Below are 22,347 nucleotides of genomic sequence, written 5' to 3' on the forward strand. Positions count from 1 at the left end.
GACGCCTACTAACGGTTCCTGGTCTGCACCGGCTGCTGTTCGACGATATGACGCAGGTACACGGCACTTCACTGTTCGGGAAACAGCTGTAAGTAATGACTTACTCCGGCGAACGGCGCAACCCCTCCTGCCGAGGCATAACGCGGGTTTGAGCCGGCACCAGCTTCATCTTCTTACACGGCCTGAATGGCCTGAATGCGGGCCTCAAACTCCTCGTTGGGCACGATGGAGCGGTTCTTTACCCGGGTCTTATAAGTATAAATCGTATTGATAGAGTAGCCCAGCATCCGGCTAATCTGCTCACTGTCGTCGATGCCCAGGCGGATGAGGGCGAAGATGCGCAGCTCCGTGGTCAGCAGCTGGTCCTCGGCGAGCTGCACCTGGTCTTCGGGCTTGAACAGGGCGTTGAACTGGCTGATGAAGTGGGGGAACAGCCGCAGAAATACCGTGTCGAAGCCTTTAAACAGGTCGTTCCGTTCTTTCTTGATGTTGATGCCATCGGCCAGCTTCTGCACAGCGGTATACTGCTTGTTGCCGAGCTGGGTGTCGAGGGTCTTCTTCAGCGCCTCCAGCTTGTCGATGTACTGGGAGTTGTTGTGGAAGTAGTAGGCTATGTATTCCTCCTTGATCTTGTTGGCTTCGTTCAGCCCGCTGTTCAGCTGGTGCAGCTCGTTGTTGCGGACGCGCAGCTCCCGGTTGGTCAGCGAAATGAGCTTGTCGGCCTTTTGCAGCCGGCGCAGCTGCTTGAAGATGATGAACAGGAAGCCCACCACAAACAAAGCCAGCAGCGTGACTACAGTGGAGTAGGTTTTCAGCGACTTGCGCTGGTTTTCGATGATGTTGATTTTCTGCCCTTCGATCAGGGAAGAAATGTGGCTGATTTCGATCTGCCGCTGCCGCGCCTTGTAAAACGTGGCCTGCTCCCGCGCTTCCTTGATGAAGGTGTAAGCATTTTCCAGGTCGCCGCGCCGGTAGCAATAGTCGGAAAGCTGGAAGATGGCCACGGTTTCTTTGGTAGCCGTCTTCACGTCGGCAATGGCCGACACCAGCAGCAGTTCGAAGGCTTTGTCTTCCTGCTTGCTCACGGAGGCAATAAAGGCGGCCGTGCTGGCACTTACCGCCAGCTGGTGCAACGACAGCCGCGGAAGCCGCCGGATTTGCTCGTAGAGCGCGGCACCTTCGGCCAGACGGTTGTTTTTCAGGGCCAGAAACTGCTGCATCGAAAGCTGCTCGTAGGAGCCGGGGCGACTGTAGTGCAGGGCCGTGTCGGTGTAGGCCAGGGCCTTGGCGTAGTAGGCCGGGCGGTACAGGGCATCCTGGTTGAAGTCGCCCAGGTCGCTGTGGGCGCGGGCCTGCAGGAAGTAGAAGTCCACCTTGTCGGCGTCGCTGAGCCGGCCGGGCGCAATGGCTTCCAGCGTTTCGAAGGTTTCCTTGAACATGCCCGAAGACAGCAGGATAAAGGCCAGCTTGAGCTTGGCTACTTCGATTTTGCCCGGGTCGCGCAATTGCTCGGCTACCTGAATGATTTTCTGGCTGTAGACAAAGGCCGAGTCGTACTTAAAGGCCTTGTATTCGTCGTAGATGCGCAACCCCAGGTCGAACTTGGCGTCGTCGCTGCCCTTGCTGGCTTCGAAGGCCGTGGTGAGGGCGGCAATGCGGTTCCAACGGCGCGCATCGTACTCCTTTTTGTGCGCCAGGGCCGTGGTCAGCTCCGCCAGCAGACTGTCGGCCGGGCTTGGGCCAGCCCAGCCGGGGGCCGATAGCCCTAGGAAAACACAAAAAAGCAGCAGGAACTTCACTTGGGCAGGAAGACGAGAGTACCGGATTCGGCGGGCGCCAAAAGTAGCTAATTGCCTTGGGAGTGCCACCCGACAGGCTAGGCCCAATCCAAGGGCAGCTGCACGGCCTCCAGCCAGGGCTGCAGCTGGGCCGGGTTCTGGAAGGGGTTGATAAACAGAACCCGCTCCTCCCCTACCAGCCGCCACACCTCGGCGTAGAAACCAGCTAGGGCGAAAAGCTGCAGGCGGCAGCCCTGCTCGGCGCGGTCAGCCAGGTGGTGGCCGGCCTGGGCGAGGCAGTGCTGTTGCTGGGTTTGGTGCAGTTCTTTGAAAGCGTCTAAGTCCATCGGCGGCCGTTCTCCAACACCTAAGATACAACGCCCCGGGCGGCTTCCGCAACTATATAGGCAACCGTCAATGGGCGGTATCGGCCCCCAACCCGTACTTTCGCGGCATGAAAACCCTGCGCTTCCCGCACCCGCTGGTGCTGCTCACCGGCTTTATTCTGCTGGCCTGCCTGCTGAGCTACGTGCTGCCCGCCGGCGTGTTTGAGCGCCACGCCGACGCCGCTACCGGCCGCGACATTGTAGTGCCCGGCTCCTACCACCGCGTGCCCGCCACCCCCGTCAGCCCCCTGCAGGCTTTGGTAGATATTCCGAAAGGACTGGGTGAGGCGGCTTCGGTTATCTTCCTGGTGTTTCTGGCTGGCGGGGCCTTCACCGTGGTCGACCATACGGGGGCGCTGCGCCGGGGCGTGGACTGGCTGTTGGAGAAGTTCCGGGGGCGCGAGGCGGTGGTTATTCCTATCATCTCGGTGCTGTTTGCTACTATGGGCGCGCTGGAAAATATGCAGGAGGAGATAGTGCCGCTCATTCCGGTGCTGCTGATTCTGATGCGCCGCATCGGCTACCCGGCCATTACGGCCGCAGCCGTCAGCATCGGCTCGGCGGCCGTAGGGGCTGCCTTTAGTCCGCTGAACCCATTTCAGGTGGGCATTGCCCAGAAGCTGGCCCAGCTGCCCCTGCTTTCGGGCGGCGGGTTTCGGTTGGCCTTTCTGGTTCTGGCCCTAGCTGTCTGGATTGGCGGCACCGTGCGGTTTGCGCTGCGCCACCGCGTAGCCCCGGAGTTAGATGCCACCGACCCGACTGGCACCGAGCAAGGCGGACGCCACGGCATCGTGCTGGCGTTGCTATTTATCACCTTCGCCTTCTTTGCCTACGGTGTGCTGGAGCTGGGCTGGGAGTTTGAGCAGATGGCGGCGCTATTTTTTACGCTGGGCGTGGTGGCCGGCCTGCTGGGCGGCCTGGGCCTGACGGGTACCGCCGAGTCGTTTATCGTTGGTTTCCGCGACATGGCGTTTTCGGCCATGCTCATCGGCTTTGCCCGGGCCATTTTCGTGGTGCTGGAGCAGGGCCAGATCGTAGACACCATTGTCAACAGCATGTCGGCGCCGCTGGCGGGTTTGCCGGTCACGCTTTCGGCGCTGGGCATGGTGGCCGTGCACACGGCTTTGCACCTGCCCGTGCCCAGCGTGAGCGGACAGGCCGTGCTCACCATGCCGCTGCTGGTGCCCCTCTCCGACCTTATCGGCCTCTCCCGGCAAGTAACGGTGCTAGCCTACCAGTATGGAGCTGGCCTGTGCGAGCTGCTAACGCCTACCAACGGCGCGCTGGTAGCCATTGTGGCCGCCTGTGGGGTGCGCTTCGACCAGTGGTGGCGGTTTGTGCTGCCGCTGTACCTGGCGCTGCTGACTTTGGCGGTGGTGGCTATTGTGGTAGGTATTGCGGTAGGAATCTAGCCCGGCTCGCGCGGCGCTAGCATTGGCTACTGGCTCCGCACCGGAAGTAAGCACTTGGCTTCTACAAAGCCGGGGACAATCGGGCTGACCTCACGGCCGTATAAGTCCGTTATGAAAAGACCCCACGTAATCTGCCACATGATGTCCTCCGTGGATGGAAAAATCCTGTCCAGCAACTGGCGGGACGAAGAAATCTACGACACCTTTGCTGGCTACTTCGAGAAGTACCACGACACGTTTACCAGCCAGGCCTGGATGTGCGGACGCATCACCATGGAGCGGGACTTCACGGGCGGCGTGCAGCCCGAGCCCCAGGCTCCGCCTCAGCCCATTGCCCGGGAGCCGTATATCGGTAATAAAGCCGCTACTTCCTTCGCCATTGCCGTAGACGCCCAAGGTAAGCTGGGCTGGGACACGAACGAAACCGGCGGCGACCATATCATCGAGGTGCTGACCGAGCAGGTGAGCGACGAGTACCTGTATTATTTACAGCAAAAGCAGATTTCCTACCTGTTTGCCGGCAAAACAGAAGTTGATTTTGCCTTGGTACTGGAGCAGCTGGCCGCGCTTTTCCCCATCGAAACGCTGATGCTTGAAGGCGGCGGGCACCTGAACGGCTCCTTGCTGAACGCCGGCCTTATCGACGAGCTCAGCCTGCTGGTGCTGCCCCTAGCCGACGGCACGCCCAAGTCGCCAACTACCTTTGAAGTAAGCGAGTACCTAACCAAAGGCCCCACCACGCGCTTGTACCTCTCCCAGGTACAGCAACTCGATAACGACGTGGTGTGGCTCAAGTACCGCTTCGACCACTAAGTAGCCCCAGCCCGTAGTATACATTCCCTGCGAGAAGCAGAACGTCATGCTGAGCGTAGCCGAAGCATCTCTACCTCTGGCTAATTAAGAGCTTTACAACGGCGTGGTAGAGATGCTTCGACTGCGCTCAGCATGACATAACGTTTTTCCAAGGCCCATACTTTTGCCACTCTCATTTCCCTACTACCAGACCAAACCTCCTCATGATCCAAACGAAAGCCTACGCGGCTCAAAGCCCCGAAACCGACCTCGCCCCCTGGACCTTTGAGCGCCGCGACGTGGGTGCCCACGACGTGCAGATTGAAATCCTGTTCTGCGGGGTCTGCCACTCCGATTTGCACCAGATCCGCAACGAATGGTTTCCCGGCATCTTCCCCATGGTGCCCGGTCACGAAATCGTGGGCCGCATCACCCAGGTCGGCGACCATGTCAAGAAATTCAAGCAGGGTGACCTGGCCGGTGTAGGCTGCATGGTGGACTCCTGCCAGGTGTGCGTCAACTGCAAGGATGGCTTGGAACAATACTGCGTGGAAGGCAACACCCAGACCTACAACAACCTCGGCCGCGATGGTGTGCCGACTTACGGCGGCTACTCCAACACCATCGTGGTGCGCGAGGAATTCGTGGTGAGCGTGTCTGAGAAGCTCGATCTGGCCGCCGTGGCTCCGCTGCTCTGCGCCGGCATCACTACCTACTCGCCCCTGAAGTACTGGAAAGTGGGCAAGGGTCACAAGCTGGCCGTGGTGGGCCTGGGTGGCCTGGGCCACATGGGCGTGAAGTTCGGCGTGGCCTTCGGGGCCGACGTGACCGTGCTCAGCACCTCGCCTTCCAAGGAAGCCGATGCCAAAGCCCTGGGCGCCCACCATTTCGTGGTAACATCCGACGAGGAGCAACTCAAGGCCGTGCAGGGCTCCTTCGACTTCATCCTCGACACGGTAGCCGCTGACCACAACATTCCGATGTACCTGTCCCTGCTCAAAACCAGTGGCACGCACATCTTGGTCGGCGCTCCGCCCAAGCCCCTGGAAATTCCGGCCTTCGCTCTGATTCCGGGCCGCAAGAGCGTGTCGGGATCCACCATCGGTGGTATTGCCGAGACCCAGGAAATGCTGGACTTCTGCGCCGAGCACAACATCGTGTCGGATATTGAGCTCATCAACATCCAGGACATCAACCAAGCCTACGAGCGGATGGTGAAAGGCGACGTGCGCTACCGCTTCGTCATTGATATTGCCAGCCTGTAAGCTTCCACTTTTCAAAAAAGCCGGCTTCTGCCCTACTGCTCGTCGAAACCGGGTAGTAAGCGGGAGCCGGCTTTTTTTGCCCAAATGATTCGGGCCGAAGTCAACGCTGTTAAACTTCACGCTGCACCAACTATTCGGCCCGGGCGTGGTTAGGGGCTGGTACGGGCTTCGTATGTTGCCTAAAAGTCAGCCTTTCCCGAGCATGTACCCATTTCCCAGCAAGCCCCTTATTCCGGTCTATACCTCCGAGCACAATGGCCTTACCGGGAGCAAAGGCAGCCAGCCCTTCACCATCGTGCAGTCGGAAGGGGCGCTGGTGTACGAGGAGGATTTGCTGATTCCGCACCGCAAGGCTTATTACCTACTGGTATTCGTGAAGCAAAACCAGGGTCGGCACTGGGTGGACATGACTTCCTACGAGCGTAAAAACCGCACGCTCTACTTCACGGCCCCCCACCAGATTCTGGTGAAAGAAGCACCTACGCCGTTCTGGGGGACTTACCTCACCTTCACCCCCGAGTTTCTGAGCCTGCAGCAGCACGCGGCCCTGCGGGAGCTGCCCCTGATTCTAAACCCCCACCACGGCCATGAGCTGCTGCTTTCCGACACGGACTGGGCTTTTGCCGAAGATCTGCTGGCTAAGCTGGCGGCCGAATACCAGCGCCCCGGCGAGTGGCAGCACCGCATGCTCACGGCCTACCTCACGGTGCTGCTCACCTACCTGAGCCGCCTCTACACCGAGCAGTTTACCGGCAGCGAGCTGTCGGCCGACCAGCTCCTGCTGCGCACCTACCGGGCCCGGATTGAGGACAGCTTCCGCGAGTTGCACGAGGTAGGCGCCTACGCCGAGCAGCTCCACATTTCGGCCGGGCACCTGAGCGAGGTAGTCAAGGCCCAGAGCGGGCGGCCGGCCATCAAGCACATTCACGAGCGTCTGGTGCTGGAAGCCCGCCGCCTGCTTTTCTACACCCCTCTTTCGCTCAAGGAAATTGCCTACGACCTCGGGTTTTCGGATGCCTCCTACTTCAACCGCTTCTTCAAGCGCGAAGTGGGCGTGACGCCGGCCGAGTACCGCACCAGCATCCGCAAAATGTACCAGTAATACCGCGGAATGGGTGCCAGCGGCGCACGGGTGGCCCGGTAGTTTTGTGCTGTTCATTTAACACGCAACGTACCAGCCTCATGAAAACCGCTCTGATTACCGGCGCCAACAAAAGCATCGGCTTTGAAACTGCCCGCCAGCTGCTCCAGCACGGCTACCACGTGTACCTGGGCAGCCGCGACCTGCAAAAAGGCCAGCAGGCCGCCGACCAGCTCCAAGCCGAAGGCTACCCTGAAGTAGAGCCTCTGCAGATTGACGTAACCGACAGCGCCTCTGTTGCCGCTGCCCGCGCCGAGCTAGGCCGCAAAACTGCTGTTTTGGACGTGCTCATCAATAACGCCGGTATACTCGGCGGCATGTCGCAGCCGGCGCTTACCAGCCCCATCGGCATGATTAAAGAGGTGTTCGAAACCAACGTGTTTGGCGTGATTCAGGTCACCCAGGCGTTTATCGACCTGCTGCGCGAGTCGCCGGAGCCCCGCATCGTCAACGTTACCTCGGGCCTGGGCTCTTTGACTTTGCACAACGACCCTTCCTGGAAATACTACGCCGTGAAAGGAGCCGCGTATCAGCCCTCGAAAGCGGCCTTGAACGCCTACACCATTATGCTGGCCTACGAGCTGCGCGACACCCCCTTCAAGGTAAATGCCGTGGACCCCGGCTACACCGCCACCGACTTCAACCACCACAGCGGCCCCGGCAGCGTACAGGATGCCGCCGCCCGCGTGGTAAAAGCCGCCCTACTTGGCCCCGACGGCCCTACCAGCCAGTTCTTCAGCGACGATAACGCTCCTGAAACCGGCATCAGCCCCTGGTAAAGCAGGGCAGCCCGCTCAGACGTATCAGGCAAACCGTAGCTCTTCGGCCTCGAACACGCGCTTGACTTTGCGCTTGCGCTCCACCATCTGAAACCGGGCCCGGTCGGTGGCTTCGTCCCAGAAGACGTCGGAAATAAGGCCCCGGTGTGGGGGCCGGCCGGGCTCGGGCGCAATTTCCTCCACCACGTCGCCAAAGGAGAAGGCGGGCTTGCCGTACAGCTCCTTGAACAGCTCGGGGCGGACTTTAAACTGCTGCTCATCGTAGCGCAGCAGCAGCCACTGCTCGTCTTCGTCGATTTTCTCGAACAGCTTGCCCACCGGCTCCAGGTACTCGAAGGTGCGACGGTTGGCCGGATGAATGTAGTGGTAGCCGTAGGCGGGCGTCCAGGCATACAGGCCGTGGACAACGGGTTTGGGACGGGGCACTGGGAAAACGGAAAAGCAATTCAACAACAAAACAAGCGGCTAGTGCGGCAGCCGGGGCCGCAGCCAGGCGTACGTCCAGGTGCCAACCAGGGCGGCCCCAATGGCTACTCCGATGGTGGGTACCCCGCTGCCCAGCAAGGCAAACAGCGGGCCCGGGCATGCCCCCGTCAGGGCCCAGCCCAGGCCGAAACACACGCCGCCCACCCCATAACGCACTCCCCGGCCCATCTGTTTGGGCGGAATGCTGATGGGCGCTCTGCCCAGGGTGCGGGCTTGGCTGCGCTTGAGCCCCTGCACAGTGAGTATGGCCGTGGGTAAAGCCGTGAGAAAGATGCCGTACATGTGAAAGCCCCGAAACCGGAACATTTCCTGAATCCGAAACCAGGAAATCAGCTCCCCCTTGGTAATGAGCACCCCAAACACCAGCCCCACCACAAAGTAAACCACCAGCGCCCCCAGGCGTGGTCGGGCCGGGGCGGCACTGACGGCCGGCGGTAGAGTGCTTGAAGAAACGAACGAAGACATCGGGAGAAGGAGAAATGACGAAAGAAGAATTGAGCTTTGGGGCAGCAGCTCTTGGGCTTTTCGTTTCAGCAGACGAGCAGGCCAGGACTATATTCAGCCGAGCAGCCAGGGCAGCACCACGTAGGTACCCAGGATGCCGCCTACGAAAAACGCCGCCAGCGCCAGGAAGGAAGGCTTTTGCAGATCGGCAACGCCCATAATGCCGTGCCCGGAGGTGCAGCCGCCCGCGTAGGCCGTGCCAAACCCCACCAGAAACCCACCGCCTACGATAAGGCCCAATCCGCGCCAGCTCAGCAGCTGCGAGCCGGCAAACAGCTCCCGGGGCACCAGCCCGGTGAAGTCGTGCAGGCCCAGGGCGCGCAGGTCGGCCAGGGCCGCGGGCGCCAGGGCCACGGGTGCGGGATTGGCCAGCCAGTAGCCGCCCACAAACCCACCCGCCACAATACCCAGGGCCAGCATGAGGTTCCAGCTGCCTTCCTGCCACCAGTTGTAGCGCAGAAAGGCGGGGCGGGCAGGCAGCACGGCGGCGCACAGGTGGCGCAGGTTGCCGGATACGCCAAAGAGCTTGTTGCCGAGCAGCAGCAGCGTGGCGGGCATCAGCCCCACGAGCGGCCCCACCACGTACCAGGGCCAGGGCTGATATAGCCAATGTGTCGTCATCAGGAAACGCGGGTATAGTCGGTGCCGGTCGTTTTCATCCGTAAGCTCAACGACTGAGCGGAACTGGTTTACTACGGTAAAATACGGCTTTTCCGGGGAAATTTGGCAGGCTGTTCAGGCCCAATGCAGCGCCTGCCGGCGGTCCATCCGATTGGACTAAAGCTGGCTGAAACGGGCCAGTAAGTCGCCAGAATATAACCTTATCGGTATCTGGACAGTACAAGGGGGCTGTTAAACTTTTGCGCCGCTTTCCTTACACAACCCTATATGCCGCAGGCTGACACTCTTACTGCTCCCACGCTCCAGGCGGGCATGGGCGCTGTTCCTCACTCCCAGGGCACCACCTTCCGCGTGTGGGCACCCAACGCCACCGCCGCGGCCGTAGTAGGCCCCTTCAACGACTGGAACCCCGCCGCGCACCCCCTTACCCACGAAGCCGACGGCTACTGGGCGGCCGATATTGCCGACCTCGGCGCCGGTACCGAATACAAGTTCTGGCTGCAGACACCCACCGGCGAGCTAACCAAAAACGACCCCTACGCCCGCCAGGTAACGCACTCGGCTGGCTCATCCGTAGTACCCGATTATTCCTTTGACTGGGAAGATGACCATTTCCAGATGCCGGCCTGGAACGAGCTGGTGGTGTACGAGCTGCACGTGGGCACCTTCAACGCTCCCGACCCCAGCCGCCCCGGCACCTTCCTGAACGTGGTGGAAAAGCTGGGTTACCTGCGCGACCTGGGCATCAATGCCATTGAGATTATGCCGGCCACCGAGTTTCCGGGCGGCCGCAGCTGGGGCTACAACCCCGCTCACCCCTTCGCCCTCGAAACCGACTATGGCGGACCGCAGGCCTTCAAGGAGCTGGTGAAGCAGGCCCACCGCCACGGCATTGCCGTAATTCTGGACGTGGTGTACAACCACTTCGGACCCGGCGACTTGGACTTGTGGCAGTTTGATGGCTGGCAGGAAAACGACGGCGGGGGCGTGTACTTCTACAACGACTGGCGTGCCGAAACGCCCTGGGGCCACAACCGCCCAGACTACGGCCGCGACGCCGTGCGCCGCTACATCCGCGACAATGCCCTGATGTGGCTGGAAGAATACCGCGTAGATGGCCTGCGCGCCGATGCCATTGCCCACATCCGCAACGTAGACGGCACCAACGACCCGGCCCGCGACCTGCCCGAAGGCTGGAGCTTGATGAAGTGGATCAACGAGGAAATCCGGGAGCGGATGCCCTGGAAAATCACCATTGCCGAGGATTTGCTGGGCAACGAGTTCATCACCCGCGCCCCCGAGGACGGCGGCCAGGGTTTTGCGGCTCAGTGGGACGCCCGCTTTGTGTATCCCATCCGCCACGCCCTCACCGCCCCCCACGATGCCGACCGCAGCATGGCCGCCGTGGCCGAGGCCCTGGCCACCCGCTACAACAACGACTCCTTCCAGCGCGTCATCTACACCGAGTCGCACGATGAGGTAGCCAATGGCAAAAGCCGCGTGCCGGAGGAAATCATGCCCGGCGACGCGCACACCTGGTTCCCGAAAAAGCGGGCTACCCTAGGCGCGGCCCTGGTGTTCACGGCCCCCGGCGTGCCCATGATATTCCAGGGCCAGGAGTTTCTGGAAGACGGCCACTTCTCCGACGACCAGGCCCTGGACTGGGCCCACGCCGAAAACCACCCGGGCCTCATCCACCTGTACCGCGACCTGATCCGGCTGCGGCGCAACTTTGAGGGCAGCACCCGGGGCCTGCAGGGCCAGCACATTGACGTATTCCACGTGAATGAGGACGAGAAAACCATAGCCTTCCGGCGCTGGGCCGACGGCGACGGGGGCCCCGGTGACACGACGATTGTGCTCTGCAACTTTGCCGACCGCGCCCACGAAGCCTACACCATCGGGCTGCCCTGCCAGGGCCACTGGCGCGTGCGCTTCAACTCCGACTGGGCCGGCTACGACGAAGAATTCGGCAACTTCGAAAGCGTGGACACGCATAGCGAAGAGGGCGAGTACGACGGCTACCCCTGCCACGCCTCTTTCGGGCTGGCCCCGTATTCAGTGCTGATTATTTCGCAGGAGCCCGGCGCCTAGCGGCCCGCTTATTTGCACTTACGATGCCGGCCGGGAAATTTTCTCTGGTCGGCATCGGTGTTTTTTGTCGGAAAAAACGCGGGCTTTCTGGCTTTACATCGGGTTTGCTGCCTACTTTACCGGCCCGTCCACTGTCCACCTTCTATTCTTTGCTTCTATGCAGCTTCCTTCGTCCGCGCCCGACCTCGTTGCCCCCAATGCCTTGCTGGTGGAAGTGGCCTGGGAAGTCTGCAACCAAGTGGGCGGCATCTACACCGTTATCCGCAGCAAGGTGCCGGCTACGGTGCAGGGTTGGCAGGAAAACTACTGCCTGCTGGGCCCCTACTTCGCGCATCAGGCCCAGGCCGAGTTTGAGCCCATGACCGACGCGGAGCTGGCCGCCGACGCCGACCCGTTTGCGCGGGCCGTGCGCCGCCTGCGGGCCGAAGGCGTGGAGGTGCACTACGGCGTGTGGCTGGTGACGGGCCGCCCGCGCGTGGTGCTGCTGAACCCGTATCATGCCTACCCGCAGCTCGGCCAGATCAAAGCCGACCTCTGGCGGCACCACGGCATCCCCACCCCCGACCACGACGACCTGCTGCACCAGGTGGAAGCCTTCGGGCTACAAGCCAAGCGCTTTGTGCAGGCCCTGGCCGCCGAAGCCGCCGAGGATGCCGCGCAGCCCAAAGTGCTGGCGCACTTCCACGAGTGGATGACGGGTGTGGCCATTCCTGATCTGCGCCGCGAGCAGGTGCCGGTGCACATTGTGTTCACCACCCACGCCACGCTGCTGGGCCGCTACCTGGCCATGAACGACCCCAACTTCTACGACCACCTGATGCAGGTGAGCTGGGAGGCGGAGGCGGTTCACTTCAACATCGAAACGGCTGTGCGCATTGAGCGGGCCGCTGCCCACGGCTCCCACGTGTTTACCACTGTGAGCGAGCTGACGGTGCGGGAATGCATCTACCTGCTCGACCGGATACCCGACGCGGTGCTACCCAACGGCCTGAACATTGAGCGGTTTGTGGCCCTGCACGAGTTCCAGAACTTGCACCAGCAGTACAAGGCCAAGATTCACGAGTTCGTGATGGCGCACTTCTTCCAGAGCTACTCGTTTGACCTGGACAAGACGCTGTACCTGTTTACCTCGGGCCGCTACGAGTACCACAACAAGGGCTTCGACCTGACACTGGAGGCCCTGGCCCGCCTCAATTACCGCCTGCAGCAAAGCGGGCTGGAAGGCCAGGTGGTGATGTTCTTCATCACCAAGCGCCCTTTCCACAGCATCAACCCGCAGGTGCTGCAAAGCCGCGCTATCCTCAATGAAGTGCGCGAAACCTGCGAAGCCATTGAGCGGCAGGTAGGCGAGCGGCTGTTCTACGCCGCGGCCGGCGCCACCGACTACAAGCTGCCCGAACTGGGCAGCATGGTGGACGACTACTGGAAGCTGCGCTACCGCCGCACCCTGCAAAGCTGGAAAACCACCAGCCTGCCGCCCGTCATCACCCACAACCTGGTAGACGACCACAACGACGACATCCTGGATTTTGTGCGCCGGGCCAACCTGGTCAACAACCAGCACGACCAGGTGAAAATCGTGTATCACCCCGATTTTGTGTCGCCCACTTCGCCCCTGTTTGGCATGGAGTACGGGCAGTTTGTGCGGGGCTGCCACCTCGGCATTTTCCCGAGCTACTATGAGCCCTGGGGCTACACCCCGCTGGAGTGCGTGGCCCGCGGCGTGCCCGCCATTACCAGCGACCTGTCGGGCTTTGGCGACTACGTGATGCAGAACGTGCCCAGCCACGAGGACAAGGGCATTTTTGTGGTGCAGCGCCAGGAAAAGAGCTTCGACGAATCGGCTGAGGAGCTCACCAACATGCTCTGGGACTTCGTGGTGCAGACCCGCCGGGAGCGAATCATGCAGCGCAACCAGGTGGAAAGCTCCTCGGAAATGTACGACTGGAAAAACCTGCGCGTGTACTACGACCGTGCCTACCACCTGGCCCTGGAACGGAGCTAAAAGTAGTTGCTGGTTTCTGGTTGCTTGTTGAGGATTGAAGTCAACATGGATAACCAGCACCCAGCAACTGGCAACTGGCAACTGGCAACTGGCAACTGAAACTTACGCCAGCTGCCGCACGGGTTTGTAGAGAAAAGCCAGGCCCAGCCCGGCTACCGCGCAGGCCAGCGTGGGCAGCAGCCCTACGGGCGTCAGGGGAAAGGTGGGCGCGCTCAGGGCCACGAGCGCAAAGGCCGCGTGGCAAAACTGGCGCGAGGCCCGGGAGCGACCCTGGCTCAGCAGCTGGGCCTGCTGCAGCATGCGCAGGCTCAGCCCCATAAATACCACTCCCATCAGCATCAGCGAGTAGAACTCAAAGTTGTACTCGAAGGAGTGTGCCAGCACCCGCTCCACGGCCTGGTAGAGGTTGGCCACTAGGTGAGTACCCATGCGCAGCGCTACCCAGCTGGGTCCCAGCACCAGCGCAAACAGGGCTAGTCGGCGCATGGGCGGCTTATAGCGCAGCAGCCACTGGCGGCAGCAGCCCAGCGCCAGCAGAAGCGTAAGAACCGCAGTAAGGGCATCGGCATGCTGCCACACAAAATCCATGGAAATAGCCTGAAAAAGAGTCAGTACAAAAGTACCGGTTATCCCGTCATACGTCAATCACATAAGCATGTGAAGGCCAGCCAGCCCCTACCGCTCCGGCTACAGTCCAATTGATTTATTGCCGATAGTATCAGAATTTTCTATACCTTTTATTTCCCGTCCTTTATCAGGTCCTCAAACACTCCGGCACTGGTTCGGTTGTCCGGGTACGTCTCCCTTTTTCTAGCTTATATGCCGCAGTGGCTGCGTGCGTTTTTTCTGCTGATGGGTTTGCTGGGCCTGGCCGCCGGGGCCGGCGCCAGTGAGTTCTGGCTGCACCCCAGCCGTTACCGGGTGGCGCCGGGCGCGGTGGTGCACGTGCGCCGCCTGGTGGGCCAGCAGCTGCGCGGCACGTCCTGGAGCGGCACCAGCCAGCGGCTGGCGCGCCTGGTCCAGTACGCCCCCAACGACACCGTGGACCTGACGGCCATAGCCTCCCAGGCCGACACGCTGCGCACGGTACTGGAGCTTAACGAATCGGGCACGCACGTGCTGGGGCTGGAAACCACCGAAACCGCGCTTACCCTGTCGGGTCCGGAGTTCACCCAGTACCTGAAAGCCGAAGGGCTGGAGGATATTCTGCTGCTGCGCGAAAAAAAGCACCAGCAGGATAAGCCCGCCCGCGAAACCTACCACCGCTGCGCCAAAACCCTGGTGCAGGTGGGCGGCACGGCAGTGGGCCCCTTCAGCGCCGCCATTGGGCAGGCCCTGGAGCTGATTCCCGACCAGAACCCCTACACCGCCAAGCCAGGCTCTCTGCTTACGGTGCGCCTGCTGGAACAGGGCCGGCCCGTGCGCGGGCAGCTGGTAACGGCCTGGGTGAAACCGCAGACGCCGGCTGCAGCCCCGGCCCAGCTGCAGCGTCTGTATACCTCGCCGGAAGGCCGCGTGCTGGTGCGCCTACCCACGCAGCCGGCCGAAATACTGCTGAGCTCCGTGCGCATGCACCCTCACCCCCGCCCGGCCCAGGCCGACTGGCAGAGTGTGTGGGCCACGCTTACCTTCGGTGTAAATCAACCTTACAAGCGTTGAAACGCCCTATTTCCGCAACCATTTTTTTTGTTACCTTCGCAACTCCCGTAACCTCGAACTGCCCGCTGGTATGAAGTACTCGATTGATAAAAAAGACAACTACACAATCATCACGATTGATGAGAAGAAGCTCGACACCACGGTGGCGCCTGATCTGAAATCGGAGTTTGTGAAACTGAATGCCGAGGGCATCAACAACCTGATTCTGGACCTGCAGAATGTGAAGTACACCGATTCGTCGGGGCTGAGCTCTATTCTGATTGCCAACCGTTTGTGCAACTCTACCGGCGGCCTGCTGGTGCTCACCGGCCTGCAGGACCACGTAATGAAGCTCATCACCATCTCCAAGCTGGAGTCGGTTCTGCACATTCTGCCCACGGTGGAAGAAGGCATCGACCGGATTTTCCTGCACGCCATTGAGCGTGACCTTACCAGCAAAGAATAGTCTACTCGCAGGCTGTTGGCTGTTGGCTGTTAGCTGTTAGTTTCCTGCTGACGGCTACCGGCCAACAGTTTTTTATTTACATGGCTACCGCGCTGCGTGGCTGAATGGCTTGCTTGCCGCTTCATCCCCAACCAGCCAGCCATCCTGCCATTTGATATGGATTTTGAGCTAAGGATTCTGGGTAGTGGCTCGGCCACACCGGTACCCGGCCGCCACCACACGGCGCAGGTACTGAGTGTGGGCAACATGCTGTATCTGCTGGATTGTGGCGAAGGCACCCAGCGCCGCCTGATGGAGCACAAGCTGAGCCCCCTGCGCCTCAACGTAATCTTTATCTCCCACCTGCACGGCGACCATTTCTTCGGCCTCTTTGGCCTGCTGGGCACCATGCAGCTGCAAAGCCGCACCGAGCCGCTGCGCCTCTTCGGTCCCGCCGGCCTGGAAGAAGTACTGACCACGCAGTTCCGCCATTCCAGCACTCAGCTCAGCTTCGACCTGGAGTTTGTGGTGGTAGACCCCACGGTGCACCAGCTTGTGTATGAGGATAAGCTGCTGACGGTGCACTCCCTGCCCATGCGCCACCGCATTGCCTGCTGCGGCTACCTGCTGCGCGAGCAGCCCCGGCGCCGGCCTTTGCTGCGCGAGCGGCTGCCCGCCGGCCTCACACCGCCCCAGTTTCAGCTGCTCAGCCAGGGCGAAGACCTTCTCGACGAAGCTACCGGCAATGTACTGGTGCGCTACGCCGAGGTAACGGGCCCGCCCAAGCGCGCCCGCAGCTACGCCTTCTGCTCCGATACGGTGTACCTGCCGGAGCTGGCAGAGCTGGTGCGGGGGGTGGATGTGCTCTACCACGAGGCCACGTTTCTGGACGAGCTGCGCGAGCGGGCCGCCGTTACGTTTCATGCCACCGCCCGGCAGGCAGGCCAGCTGGCCCGGGAAGCTGGCGTGGGGCAGCTGCTCATCGGCCACTTCTCTTCTCGCTACCGCGACCTGGAGCCCCACCTGCGCGAGGCCCGCACCGAGTTTGCCCGTACGCTGCTAGCCCTGGAAGGTACCGTGGTGAATGTGCCCAACCTGCCAGCAGCGGAGTAAGCGCCGCGTTGCTGTTGACTTTTGACTGCATGGTTTCTCCCTCTCCGTTTGCCCACAAAAAGCAGCAGCTCTACCTGGTTCTGAGCGGCATTTTCATTGTAAATGCGCTGCTGGCCGAAATCATCGGCGTCAAGATATTCTCGGTGGATGCGCTGCTGGGGCTGCCCGGCAACCTCACGGCCGGGGTGCTCATCTGGCCCGTAGTGTTCATCACCACCGACATCATCAATGAGTACTTCGGGCGCCAGGGCGTGCTACGGGTCAGCTTCCTCACCGTGGGGTTGATTCTGTATTCCTTCCTCGTTATTCTGGCCACTACCAAGCTGCCGCCGGCCCAGTTCTGGCTCGATGTAAACAAGGTAGACGCGGAAGGTCGGCCCTTCAACATTGAGTTTGCCTACCAGAGCATCTTCCGCCAGGGCCTGGGCATTATCACGGGCTCGATTGTGGCGTTTCTGGTGGGGCAGGTGCTGGATGCCACCGTGTTCCAGGCCCTGCGCCGCGTAACGGGCAGCCGCCTGATCTGGCTGCGGGCCACGGGCTCCACGCTGGTTTCGCAGCTGGTCGATTCGTTTGTGGTGCTGTTCGTGGCGTTTTACTTGTTCGGCAACTGGAGCTTCGAGCAGGTGCTGAGTGTGGCCAACACCAACTACTGGTATAAATTCGCGGCGGCTATCCTGCTCACGCCGGTGCTCTACCTGGCCCACTACCTCATCGACCGGTACTTGGGCCAGAATGATACCGTGGAGCTGCAGCAGGAAGCCGCGGCTAATGTGAGTGTCTAACTCTTTTTTGCCCATTCATATGCGTTTATCTTTTCTGGTGGCTTTCCTGCTGCTGCCTCAGTTTATACTCGCTCAATTCAATTCCTTTAAGCCTGGCTCCTATGTGCTTGCTGGCAATCCGCAGATCCAACATAAAGGCCTGCTCAAGCTGAAGGACGCTAAGCTATTAGTAGTAAGACACGACCAAGGAGAAACTACTAAATTAACTCCAAAAGACGTCAGCAGCTTCCAAATTGGCACGAAACGTTACTTAAAAGCGAGTGGGTTTGAGGAGAACAAAGCTTTTACAGAGGACGCGGCGGATGAAGTTTTTGTAGAACTCCTTGATAGTGGTCAGGTACTACTTATGCGGTACGAATATGCTGTTAATTCAGCGCCTCGCATGGGAGCAAACGGCGCTATGGCTGGAGGTGGAAAAGCCATTTATGAAACATACTTATTGAAATGGTCTAATGGCTCCGCGGTGTCGGCCGTGCCAGCGGGGAATATGACTGGTGGAGGCAGAAAGTTTCGGGAGATGATACTCCCCTATCTGAGCAGTCGACCAGATCTAGTTAAGCTGGTAGAAGATAAACAGGCTATTCTATTAGATCTAAAGCGTCTCATTCATGCCCTTAATACTGGTAAGCCCTACGTGCCAGAGCCCGTTTACAACATTCGCGACTGATTTTTCCTTTCCAACCATGTCCCGCATTCTCACTGGCATCCAAAGCACCGGCCGGCCGCACTTAGGCAACCTGCTCGGCGCCATTCTGCCCATGATTGAGTTGTCGCGCAATGCCGCCAACGAGTCCCTGTTTTTCATTGCCGATCTGCACTCCCTCACCACCGTGCGCGACGCGGAAGTGTTGCGTCAGAACACCTACGCGGTGGCTGCTGCCTGGCTGGCCTGCGGCATCGATACGGAGCGCAACCTATTCTACCGGCAGTCGGACGTGCCGCAGGTAGCGGAGCTGACGTGGTACCTATCCTGCTTCACGCCGTTCCCGATGCTGGCCAACGCGCACTCGTTCAAGGACAAGTCCAGCCGCCTTTCCGACGTGAATGCGGGCCTGTTCACCTACCCCGTGCTCATGGCCGCCGACATCCTGCTCTACGACGTGGACATCGTGCCCGTGGGCAAGGACCAGATTCAGCACCTCGAAATCACCCGCGACATTGCTTCGGCCTTCAACAACCGCTACGGCGAAACCTTTGTGCTCCCCCAGGTGCGCGTGGATGAGCAGGTGATGCTGGTGCCCGGCCTCGACGGCCAGAAGATGAGCAAGAGCTACGGCAATATCATCGACATTTTCGTGGACGACAAAGCGCTGCTCAAAACCATTAAGAGCATCGTATCAGACAGTACCCCGCTCGAAGCGCCGAAGAATCCGGATACGGATACCACGTTTAAAATTTACTCCCTGGTGGCTTCGGCCGAGCAGACCGAGGAAATGCGCCGCAGCTACCTGGCGGGCGGTTACGGCTACGGCCACGCCAAGCAGGCGCTCTACGAGGTCATCCGCACGCGCTTTGCCCGGGAGCGGGAGCGGTTCAGCTACTACATGAACAACCTGCCTGAGGTAGATGCCCGCCTGGCCGAAGGTGCCCAAAAAGCCCAGGCCTACGGCTCCGAAGTACTCAACAAAGTGCGTGAGAAAACCGGCTACCTGAGAAGGTAGCGTCAATGGGCTGATGTGGTTGAATGGGCTGATGTGCTAATGAAGAAAAACGCGCCATTGCAAGGAGGCACGACGAAGCAATCCGCCCTTTTCCGCACCAGACATTTCCTTTTACCAGAAAGCCCCTGACGTCCACACGTCAGGGGCTTTTCACGTCTCGGGGTTTTGTGCGTTGCTCAGGACGGATTGCTTCGCGTTGCTCGCAATGACTTTAGCACATTAGCAGCACATTCCCTCAATACGGCAGCCCGTCGATAGAGCCGTGCTGCTTGTAGAAGCTGAAGCCTACTTTGCTGCCGCGGCTTACCTGCTGGTTTTCGATTTTCTGCTTGACGGTAATCTTCTGAATTTCGGGCAGCGGAGGCGCAATCAGGTCGTTATTCACGGCCGCAATCATGGCGCTTTCCACGAAGAGCTTCATGGCATCCGGAGAAATTAAGTTGTCCGACATATCCAGGTCGGGCATTTCCAGCTGCTGCACCCCTTCCAGGAAGTAGTGGTTTTCGATGTTGATGAGCAGGCGGCCCACCAGGTAGCCGGGGTCGTTGAGGCGCTGGTACTTGATGGAGTCGGCCATAAAGTTGTAGGCCATGATGTGCCCGAAAAAGCGCCGCCGGAAGTCCTCTTCCACGTAGGCCGTGGGCATGGGCCCGTAGGTATCGGGAAAGGTGACGATGTTGGAGTGGAGCACGAACACGAGCAAATCACCGGAGAAGCGGATGTGGAACTCCATTTCGTTGATGGGCCGGTACTCAATCACCACGGAGGCATCCACGGGCGTGAGCTTGCGGCTCAGCTCCACCACCAGCTCCTGCGACACCAGCCGGAGCAGATCGAAGGCGGCAATGGTGTTGCGGTAGATGGCCTGCTTGGCCGTTGACTTCTGCCGCAGGCCTTCAAAAATCAGTGTCAGCCGTTCGGTAACGGCTTCAGGCGTCACGGAATCAATGTGCGGCATCACGTCCGGGTGGTTGTTTTCGGGCGCGGCCGGGGGTGCGGTAGGTTCCGGCGCGGCGGCTCCGGGTGTTTCCGTTGCGACCAGCATTTCCGGATCTGAGGTCTTTTTGGTGCGTTTTGCCATAGAGAAGAAAGGCGGGCGGGCCCGGCCAGAACTGGTACATCATGTTGCCTACGCGCCCCCGCATCGGAGGTTGGCGTGAGCAGGAATGTACGACGCTGCCGGCGCCGGCAGATGTACACTTATTTGGCTGCCGGGTTGCCCAGCAGCGGCGGAGCCGTCAGCGCTACCACCGTAGGCCAGGCGCTGCTGCGAAAAGCCACCGTGCGCAGGCCCGCGTGCGGGAACTCGGCCGTAGGCGGCAGCAGCATCGGTTGCGCCGCCGCCTGGCTCAGGGCCTCTCCCACGGTGCGCACCTCTCCGGCCGGCACTGCGCGCCGCTCTAGCTCCGCCAGCAGCGCCTGTCCGTCTACCTCGGCAATACGGGTACCCAGCAGCTCTTCCAGCGCGGCCCGGTGCGCCACCCGGGCCAGGTTGGTTGCAAACCGCGCATCGGCGCTCCACTCAGGCTTCCCCAGCACGGCGCATAGCTGTTGAAACTGCCGGTCGGCGCCCACGGCCAGCAACAGACGCACCCCGTCGGCCGCCTCATACACGGTGCCGTAGGGTACGATGCTGGGGTGGCCCGAGCCCAGCGGCTGGGGCTCCTGCCCGGTGACCAGAAAGCTAGCCGCCTGATTGGCCAGGGACGCCAGGGCACTATCCCAGAGCGACACTTCAATTAGCGCGCCCCGGCCCGTTCTTTCACGCTGATACAGAGCCGTGAGCAGCCCTTCTTTCAGCTGGTGGGCCGTAAGCAAATCCATCAGTGCTACGGGCATTTTCTGGGGCGGCTGGCCGGGCGCGGCCGCGTTCAGATGCATAAAGCCGGCTTCAGCCTGCAGCACGGCGTCGTAACCGGCGCGCGGGGCCGTGGGGCCGTAGCCGGTGATGTGGCCGTAGAGCAGGCGCGGGTTCAGGGCTGAAAGGGTAGCGTAATCGGCGCCCAGCTTTTCGGCGTCGCCGGGCTTGTAGCTGGCCAGCACGATATCGGCTTGAGTCGCCAGCTCGTGCAGGGCAGCGCGGCCGGGAGCGGTAGTGAGGTCGAGCACCCGGCTGCTTTTGCCCCAGTTGGCGCAGGCAAAGTACGCCGAGACGGAGGTACCAGGGGCTTCGGCAGCGGTGCGCCAGGTACGGGTTACGTCGCCGGCCGGGGCTTCAATCTTGAGCACTTCGGCGCCCAGCTCGGCCAGAAACTGGCCTACCTGCGGGCCGGCCAGCACCGAGGCCAGCTCCAGCACCCGTAGGCCGTGCAGCGGCAATTCAGCTGTATTCATAGCCCGAAGGTAGACGCGCGGCGGCATACTGATGGAGTTTACCGACCGGAACACCCCAACTTCAATCAGGCAGATACCCCAGGTCGCGCAGCTCGGCGCGAGGCTCCGTAAGTAGCTGCAGGCGGCCGTGGCGCAGCAAATAGACTACGTCGGCTACGTCCAGCACCGGTTGGTAGCGGTGGTCGGTGAGCAGGATGCCGGAGTGGACCCGGGCCGCCCGCAGCCTGCTGCTGAGCTGCTCAATATGAACGGGCATAACCCCGGAGAATGGCTCATCCAGGAGCAGAAAACGGCTCCGGCGCGCCATTAACACCAGCGTCTGAATTAGCCGCCCGGTTCCGCCCGACAGCTCGGCGCGGGTGCTTCCTTCAACTGCCTGCTTTTGCAGTGTCGGAAAATCGGCCAGGGCCTCCACCAGGGATACGCCCAGCAGGCGGGCGGCCGTGGCCAGGGCCATACCGGATGGCCACAGTCCGGTCTGGGGCAGGTAGCTCATCAACCCCGGCTGACGGTAAGCCGGCATTACGGGGTAGCCATCTACCCGCACCGAAGCGTCAGGCACGACCCGCGCTCCAAATACCGTTTGCAGCAGCGTGGATTTGCCCGATCCATTAGCACCTAATAGTGCCACAACCTGGCCGGTCTGTACCCGCAGGTACACGCCCGAAAGGACGTTCTGGTTATCGAATTGAACCTGAATCCCGTCGGCCTCCAGCGTGTGTTGTTTTGCCGGCATCAGAGGGCAACTAAGAAGGCGAGCAGTCGATGTGCTACCGAGAGCAGCAAGGTATCCAGCACTATCACGCCGGCCCACAGCTGCCACGGGGCCAGGTGCAGGTTGCGGTAGAGCCAGTACTGCTGCGGCCGAAACTGGCCAATCAGGTAGATCAGCGCCGGAAAGGAAGCCATTTTTTGCACTACTGCCAGGAAAAGCGGAGAAGGTAACGGAGTCCCCATCAGCAGCGGCGCCGCCAGCACCAGCGCCGATATAGGCAAGGTGAGGCTTAGTACGGAACGGTAATAGACACGCAGTACCTTCAGGTAGAATAACATGGACAGCGGAAATAATAGCTGGAGCCGGGGCCAGCAATTTTCCTGCCACCCGCCC

At 60.8% G+C, this 22,347-nt stretch carries 23 protein-coding genes; 13 read left to right on the forward strand and 10 right to left on the reverse strand.

Annotated features, from left to right (window positions below):
- Positions 1-173: 173 nt before the first annotated feature.
- On the reverse strand, positions 174-1,799 hold the full coding sequence (locus tag I5L79_RS19080; RefSeq protein ID WP_196956675.1) for a DUF6377 domain-containing protein: 1,626 nt from the start codon (positions 1,797-1,799) through the stop codon (positions 174-176).
- A 77-nt stretch (positions 1,800-1,876) separates the two neighbouring features.
- Positions 1,877-2,125: a hypothetical protein gene (locus tag I5L79_RS19085; RefSeq protein ID WP_196956676.1), complete on the reverse strand. Its 249-nt coding sequence runs from the start codon at positions 2,123-2,125 to the stop codon at positions 1,877-1,879.
- A gap of 107 nt (positions 2,126-2,232) precedes the next feature.
- Here I5L79_RS19085 and I5L79_RS19090 point away from each other — a divergent pair, with 107 nt between their 5' ends.
- The 5 genes from I5L79_RS19090 to I5L79_RS19110 all read left to right on the forward strand — a co-directional run bounded on the left by I5L79_RS19090 (position 2,233) and on the right by I5L79_RS19110 (position 7,553).
- Positions 2,233-3,576, forward strand: coding sequence for a YfcC family protein (locus I5L79_RS19090; RefSeq protein ID WP_196956677.1), 1,344 nt, complete (start codon positions 2,233-2,235; stop codon positions 3,574-3,576).
- 111 nt (positions 3,577-3,687) lie between these two features.
- The gene (locus tag I5L79_RS19095; RefSeq protein ID WP_196956678.1) at positions 3,688-4,389 is read left to right on the forward strand and encodes a dihydrofolate reductase family protein; all 702 of its coding nucleotides are present in this window, start codon (positions 3,688-3,690) and stop codon (positions 4,387-4,389) included.
- A gap of 203 nt (positions 4,390-4,592) precedes the next feature.
- The gene (locus I5L79_RS19100; RefSeq protein WP_196956679.1) at positions 4,593-5,633 is read left to right on the forward strand and encodes an NAD(P)-dependent alcohol dehydrogenase; all 1,041 of its coding nucleotides are present in this window, start codon (positions 4,593-4,595) and stop codon (positions 5,631-5,633) included.
- 202 nt (positions 5,634-5,835) lie between these two features.
- Positions 5,836-6,735 carry a helix-turn-helix domain-containing protein gene (locus I5L79_RS19105; RefSeq protein ID WP_196956680.1) on the forward strand — a complete coding sequence of 300 codons (900 nt, stop codon included), beginning with the start codon at positions 5,836-5,838 and terminating at the stop codon, positions 6,733-6,735.
- An 80-nt stretch (positions 6,736-6,815) separates the two neighbouring features.
- Positions 6,816-7,553, forward strand: a complete 738-nt coding sequence (locus tag I5L79_RS19110; protein WP_196956681.1) for an SDR family oxidoreductase — start codon at positions 6,816-6,818, stop codon at positions 7,551-7,553.
- 24 nt (positions 7,554-7,577) lie between these two features.
- Here I5L79_RS19110 and I5L79_RS19115 read toward each other — a convergent pair whose 3' ends face one another.
- From I5L79_RS19115 to I5L79_RS19125, 3 genes are all read right to left on the reverse strand, one after another.
- A complete protein-coding gene (locus tag I5L79_RS19115; protein ID WP_196956682.1) occupies positions 7,578-7,979 on the reverse strand; it encodes a DUF6960 family protein in 402 nt (133 codons plus the stop codon).
- A gap of 39 nt (positions 7,980-8,018) precedes the next feature.
- Positions 8,019-8,504, reverse strand: a complete 486-nt coding sequence (locus I5L79_RS19120; RefSeq protein ID WP_196956683.1) for a DUF6691 family protein — start codon at positions 8,502-8,504, stop codon at positions 8,019-8,021.
- 93 nt (positions 8,505-8,597) lie between these two features.
- A complete protein-coding gene (locus tag I5L79_RS19125; RefSeq protein ID WP_196956684.1) occupies positions 8,598-9,164 on the reverse strand; it encodes a YeeE/YedE family protein in 567 nt (188 codons plus the stop codon).
- Positions 9,165-9,431: 267 nt separating this feature from the next.
- Between I5L79_RS19125 and I5L79_RS19130 the strand changes: the two genes are divergently transcribed.
- Positions 9,432-11,258: an alpha-amylase family glycosyl hydrolase gene (locus I5L79_RS19130; protein WP_231403217.1), complete on the forward strand. Its 1,827-nt coding sequence runs from the start codon at positions 9,432-9,434 to the stop codon at positions 11,256-11,258.
- Positions 11,259-11,415: 157 nt separating this feature from the next.
- Positions 11,416-13,263, forward strand: coding sequence for a glycosyltransferase (locus tag I5L79_RS19135; RefSeq protein ID WP_196956685.1), 1,848 nt, complete (start codon positions 11,416-11,418; stop codon positions 13,261-13,263).
- Between the two features lie 102 nt (positions 13,264-13,365).
- Here I5L79_RS19135 and I5L79_RS19140 read toward each other — a convergent pair whose 3' ends face one another.
- Positions 13,366-13,851 (reverse strand): hypothetical protein, encoded by a 486-nt coding sequence (locus I5L79_RS19140; RefSeq protein WP_196956686.1) that lies wholly within the window; start codon positions 13,849-13,851, stop codon positions 13,366-13,368.
- Between the two features lie 231 nt (positions 13,852-14,082).
- Here I5L79_RS19140 and I5L79_RS19145 point away from each other — a divergent pair, with 231 nt between their 5' ends.
- The 6 genes from I5L79_RS19145 (at position 14,083) to trpS (ending at position 18,905) form a co-directional block, all read left to right on the forward strand.
- Entirely contained in the window at positions 14,083-14,922 is an 840-nt protein-coding gene (locus I5L79_RS19145) for a DUF4198 domain-containing protein (RefSeq protein ID WP_196956687.1), read from the forward strand.
- A gap of 70 nt (positions 14,923-14,992) precedes the next feature.
- Positions 14,993-15,367, forward strand: a complete 375-nt coding sequence (locus tag I5L79_RS19150; RefSeq protein WP_196956688.1) for an STAS domain-containing protein — start codon at positions 14,993-14,995, stop codon at positions 15,365-15,367.
- 156 nt (positions 15,368-15,523) lie between these two features.
- A complete protein-coding gene (locus tag I5L79_RS19155) occupies positions 15,524-16,459 on the forward strand; it encodes a ribonuclease Z (protein ID WP_196956689.1) in 936 nt (311 codons plus the stop codon).
- A gap of 29 nt (positions 16,460-16,488) precedes the next feature.
- Positions 16,489-17,244, forward strand: coding sequence for a queuosine precursor transporter (locus tag I5L79_RS19160; RefSeq protein WP_196956690.1), 756 nt, complete (start codon positions 16,489-16,491; stop codon positions 17,242-17,244).
- 19 nt (positions 17,245-17,263) lie between these two features.
- Positions 17,264-17,911: a hypothetical protein gene (locus I5L79_RS19165; RefSeq protein ID WP_196956691.1), complete on the forward strand. Its 648-nt coding sequence runs from the start codon at positions 17,264-17,266 to the stop codon at positions 17,909-17,911.
- 16 nt (positions 17,912-17,927) lie between these two features.
- Positions 17,928-18,905 (forward strand): tryptophan--tRNA ligase, encoded by a 978-nt coding sequence (gene trpS, locus I5L79_RS19170; RefSeq protein WP_196956692.1) that lies wholly within the window; start codon positions 17,928-17,930, stop codon positions 18,903-18,905.
- A 235-nt stretch (positions 18,906-19,140) separates the two neighbouring features.
- Here trpS and I5L79_RS19175 read toward each other — a convergent pair whose 3' ends face one another.
- The 4 genes from I5L79_RS19175 to I5L79_RS19190 all read right to left on the reverse strand — a co-directional run bounded on the left by I5L79_RS19175 (position 19,141) and on the right by I5L79_RS19190 (position 22,292).
- Complete coding sequence (locus I5L79_RS19175; RefSeq protein WP_231403218.1) at positions 19,141-19,986, reverse strand: hypothetical protein; 846 nt, start codon at positions 19,984-19,986, stop codon at positions 19,141-19,143.
- A 119-nt stretch (positions 19,987-20,105) separates the two neighbouring features.
- A complete protein-coding gene (locus I5L79_RS19180; RefSeq protein ID WP_196956693.1) occupies positions 20,106-21,239 on the reverse strand; it encodes a CaiB/BaiF CoA transferase family protein in 1,134 nt (377 codons plus the stop codon).
- 61 nt (positions 21,240-21,300) lie between these two features.
- The gene (locus I5L79_RS19185; protein ID WP_196956694.1) at positions 21,301-21,975 is read right to left on the reverse strand and encodes an ATP-binding cassette domain-containing protein; all 675 of its coding nucleotides are present in this window, start codon (positions 21,973-21,975) and stop codon (positions 21,301-21,303) included.
- Positions 21,975-22,292, reverse strand: a complete 318-nt coding sequence (locus I5L79_RS19190; protein WP_196956695.1) for a hypothetical protein — start codon at positions 22,290-22,292, stop codon at positions 21,975-21,977. Before I5L79_RS19190 ends, I5L79_RS19185 begins: the two co-directional genes overlap by 1 nt.
- Between the last annotated feature and the right edge of the window lie 55 nt (positions 22,293-22,347).

It is taken from the genome of Hymenobacter guriensis, assembly GCF_015773195.1.
Lineage (GTDB): Bacteria > Bacteroidota > Bacteroidia > Cytophagales > Hymenobacteraceae > Hymenobacter > Hymenobacter guriensis.

Excerpts from the sequence above, each read along its gene's own strand:
- I5L79_RS19165 (WP_196956691.1), top strand. The coding sequence starts at position 17,264 with ATGCGTTTATCTTTTCTGGTGGCTTTCCTGCTGCTGCCTCAGTTTATA.
- I5L79_RS19180 (WP_196956693.1), bottom strand. The coding sequence starts at position 21,239 with ATGAATACAGCTGAATTGCCGCTGCACGGCCTACGGGTGCTGGAGCTG.
- I5L79_RS19145 (WP_196956687.1), top strand. The coding sequence starts at position 14,083 with ATGCCGCAGTGGCTGCGTGCGTTTTTTCTGCTGATGGGTTTGCTGGGC.
- I5L79_RS19175 (WP_231403218.1), bottom strand. The coding sequence starts at position 19,986 with ATGGCAAAACGCACCAAAAAGACCTCAGATCCGGAAATGCTGGTCGCA.
- I5L79_RS19140 (WP_196956686.1), bottom strand. The coding sequence starts at position 13,851 with ATGGATTTTGTGTGGCAGCATGCCGATGCCCTTACTGCGGTTCTTACG.
- I5L79_RS19130 (WP_231403217.1), top strand. The coding sequence starts at position 9,432 with ATGCCGCAGGCTGACACTCTTACTGCTCCCACGCTCCAGGCGGGCATG.
- I5L79_RS19100 (WP_196956679.1), top strand. The coding sequence starts at position 4,593 with ATGATCCAAACGAAAGCCTACGCGGCTCAAAGCCCCGAAACCGACCTC.
- I5L79_RS19110 (WP_196956681.1), top strand. The coding sequence starts at position 6,816 with ATGAAAACCGCTCTGATTACCGGCGCCAACAAAAGCATCGGCTTTGAA.
- I5L79_RS19160 (WP_196956690.1), top strand. The coding sequence starts at position 16,489 with ATGGTTTCTCCCTCTCCGTTTGCCCACAAAAAGCAGCAGCTCTACCTG.
- I5L79_RS19190 (WP_196956695.1), bottom strand. The coding sequence starts at position 22,292 with ATGTTATTCTACCTGAAGGTACTGCGTGTCTATTACCGTTCCGTACTA.
- I5L79_RS19125 (WP_196956684.1), bottom strand. The coding sequence starts at position 9,164 with ATGACGACACATTGGCTATATCAGCCCTGGCCCTGGTACGTGGTGGGG.
- I5L79_RS19105 (WP_196956680.1), top strand. The coding sequence starts at position 5,836 with ATGTACCCATTTCCCAGCAAGCCCCTTATTCCGGTCTATACCTCCGAG.
- I5L79_RS19135 (WP_196956685.1), top strand. The coding sequence starts at position 11,416 with ATGCAGCTTCCTTCGTCCGCGCCCGACCTCGTTGCCCCCAATGCCTTG.
- I5L79_RS19085 (WP_196956676.1), bottom strand. The coding sequence starts at position 2,125 with ATGGACTTAGACGCTTTCAAAGAACTGCACCAAACCCAGCAACAGCAC.
- I5L79_RS19185 (WP_196956694.1), bottom strand. The coding sequence starts at position 21,975 with ATGCCGGCAAAACAACACACGCTGGAGGCCGACGGGATTCAGGTTCAA.
- trpS (WP_196956692.1), top strand. The coding sequence starts at position 17,928 with ATGTCCCGCATTCTCACTGGCATCCAAAGCACCGGCCGGCCGCACTTA.
- I5L79_RS19155 (WP_196956689.1), top strand. The coding sequence starts at position 15,524 with ATGGATTTTGAGCTAAGGATTCTGGGTAGTGGCTCGGCCACACCGGTA.
- I5L79_RS19120 (WP_196956683.1), bottom strand. The coding sequence starts at position 8,504 with ATGTCTTCGTTCGTTTCTTCAAGCACTCTACCGCCGGCCGTCAGTGCC.
- I5L79_RS19150 (WP_196956688.1), top strand. The coding sequence starts at position 14,993 with ATGAAGTACTCGATTGATAAAAAAGACAACTACACAATCATCACGATT.
- I5L79_RS19095 (WP_196956678.1), top strand. The coding sequence starts at position 3,688 with ATGAAAAGACCCCACGTAATCTGCCACATGATGTCCTCCGTGGATGGA.
- I5L79_RS19090 (WP_196956677.1), top strand. The coding sequence starts at position 2,233 with ATGAAAACCCTGCGCTTCCCGCACCCGCTGGTGCTGCTCACCGGCTTT.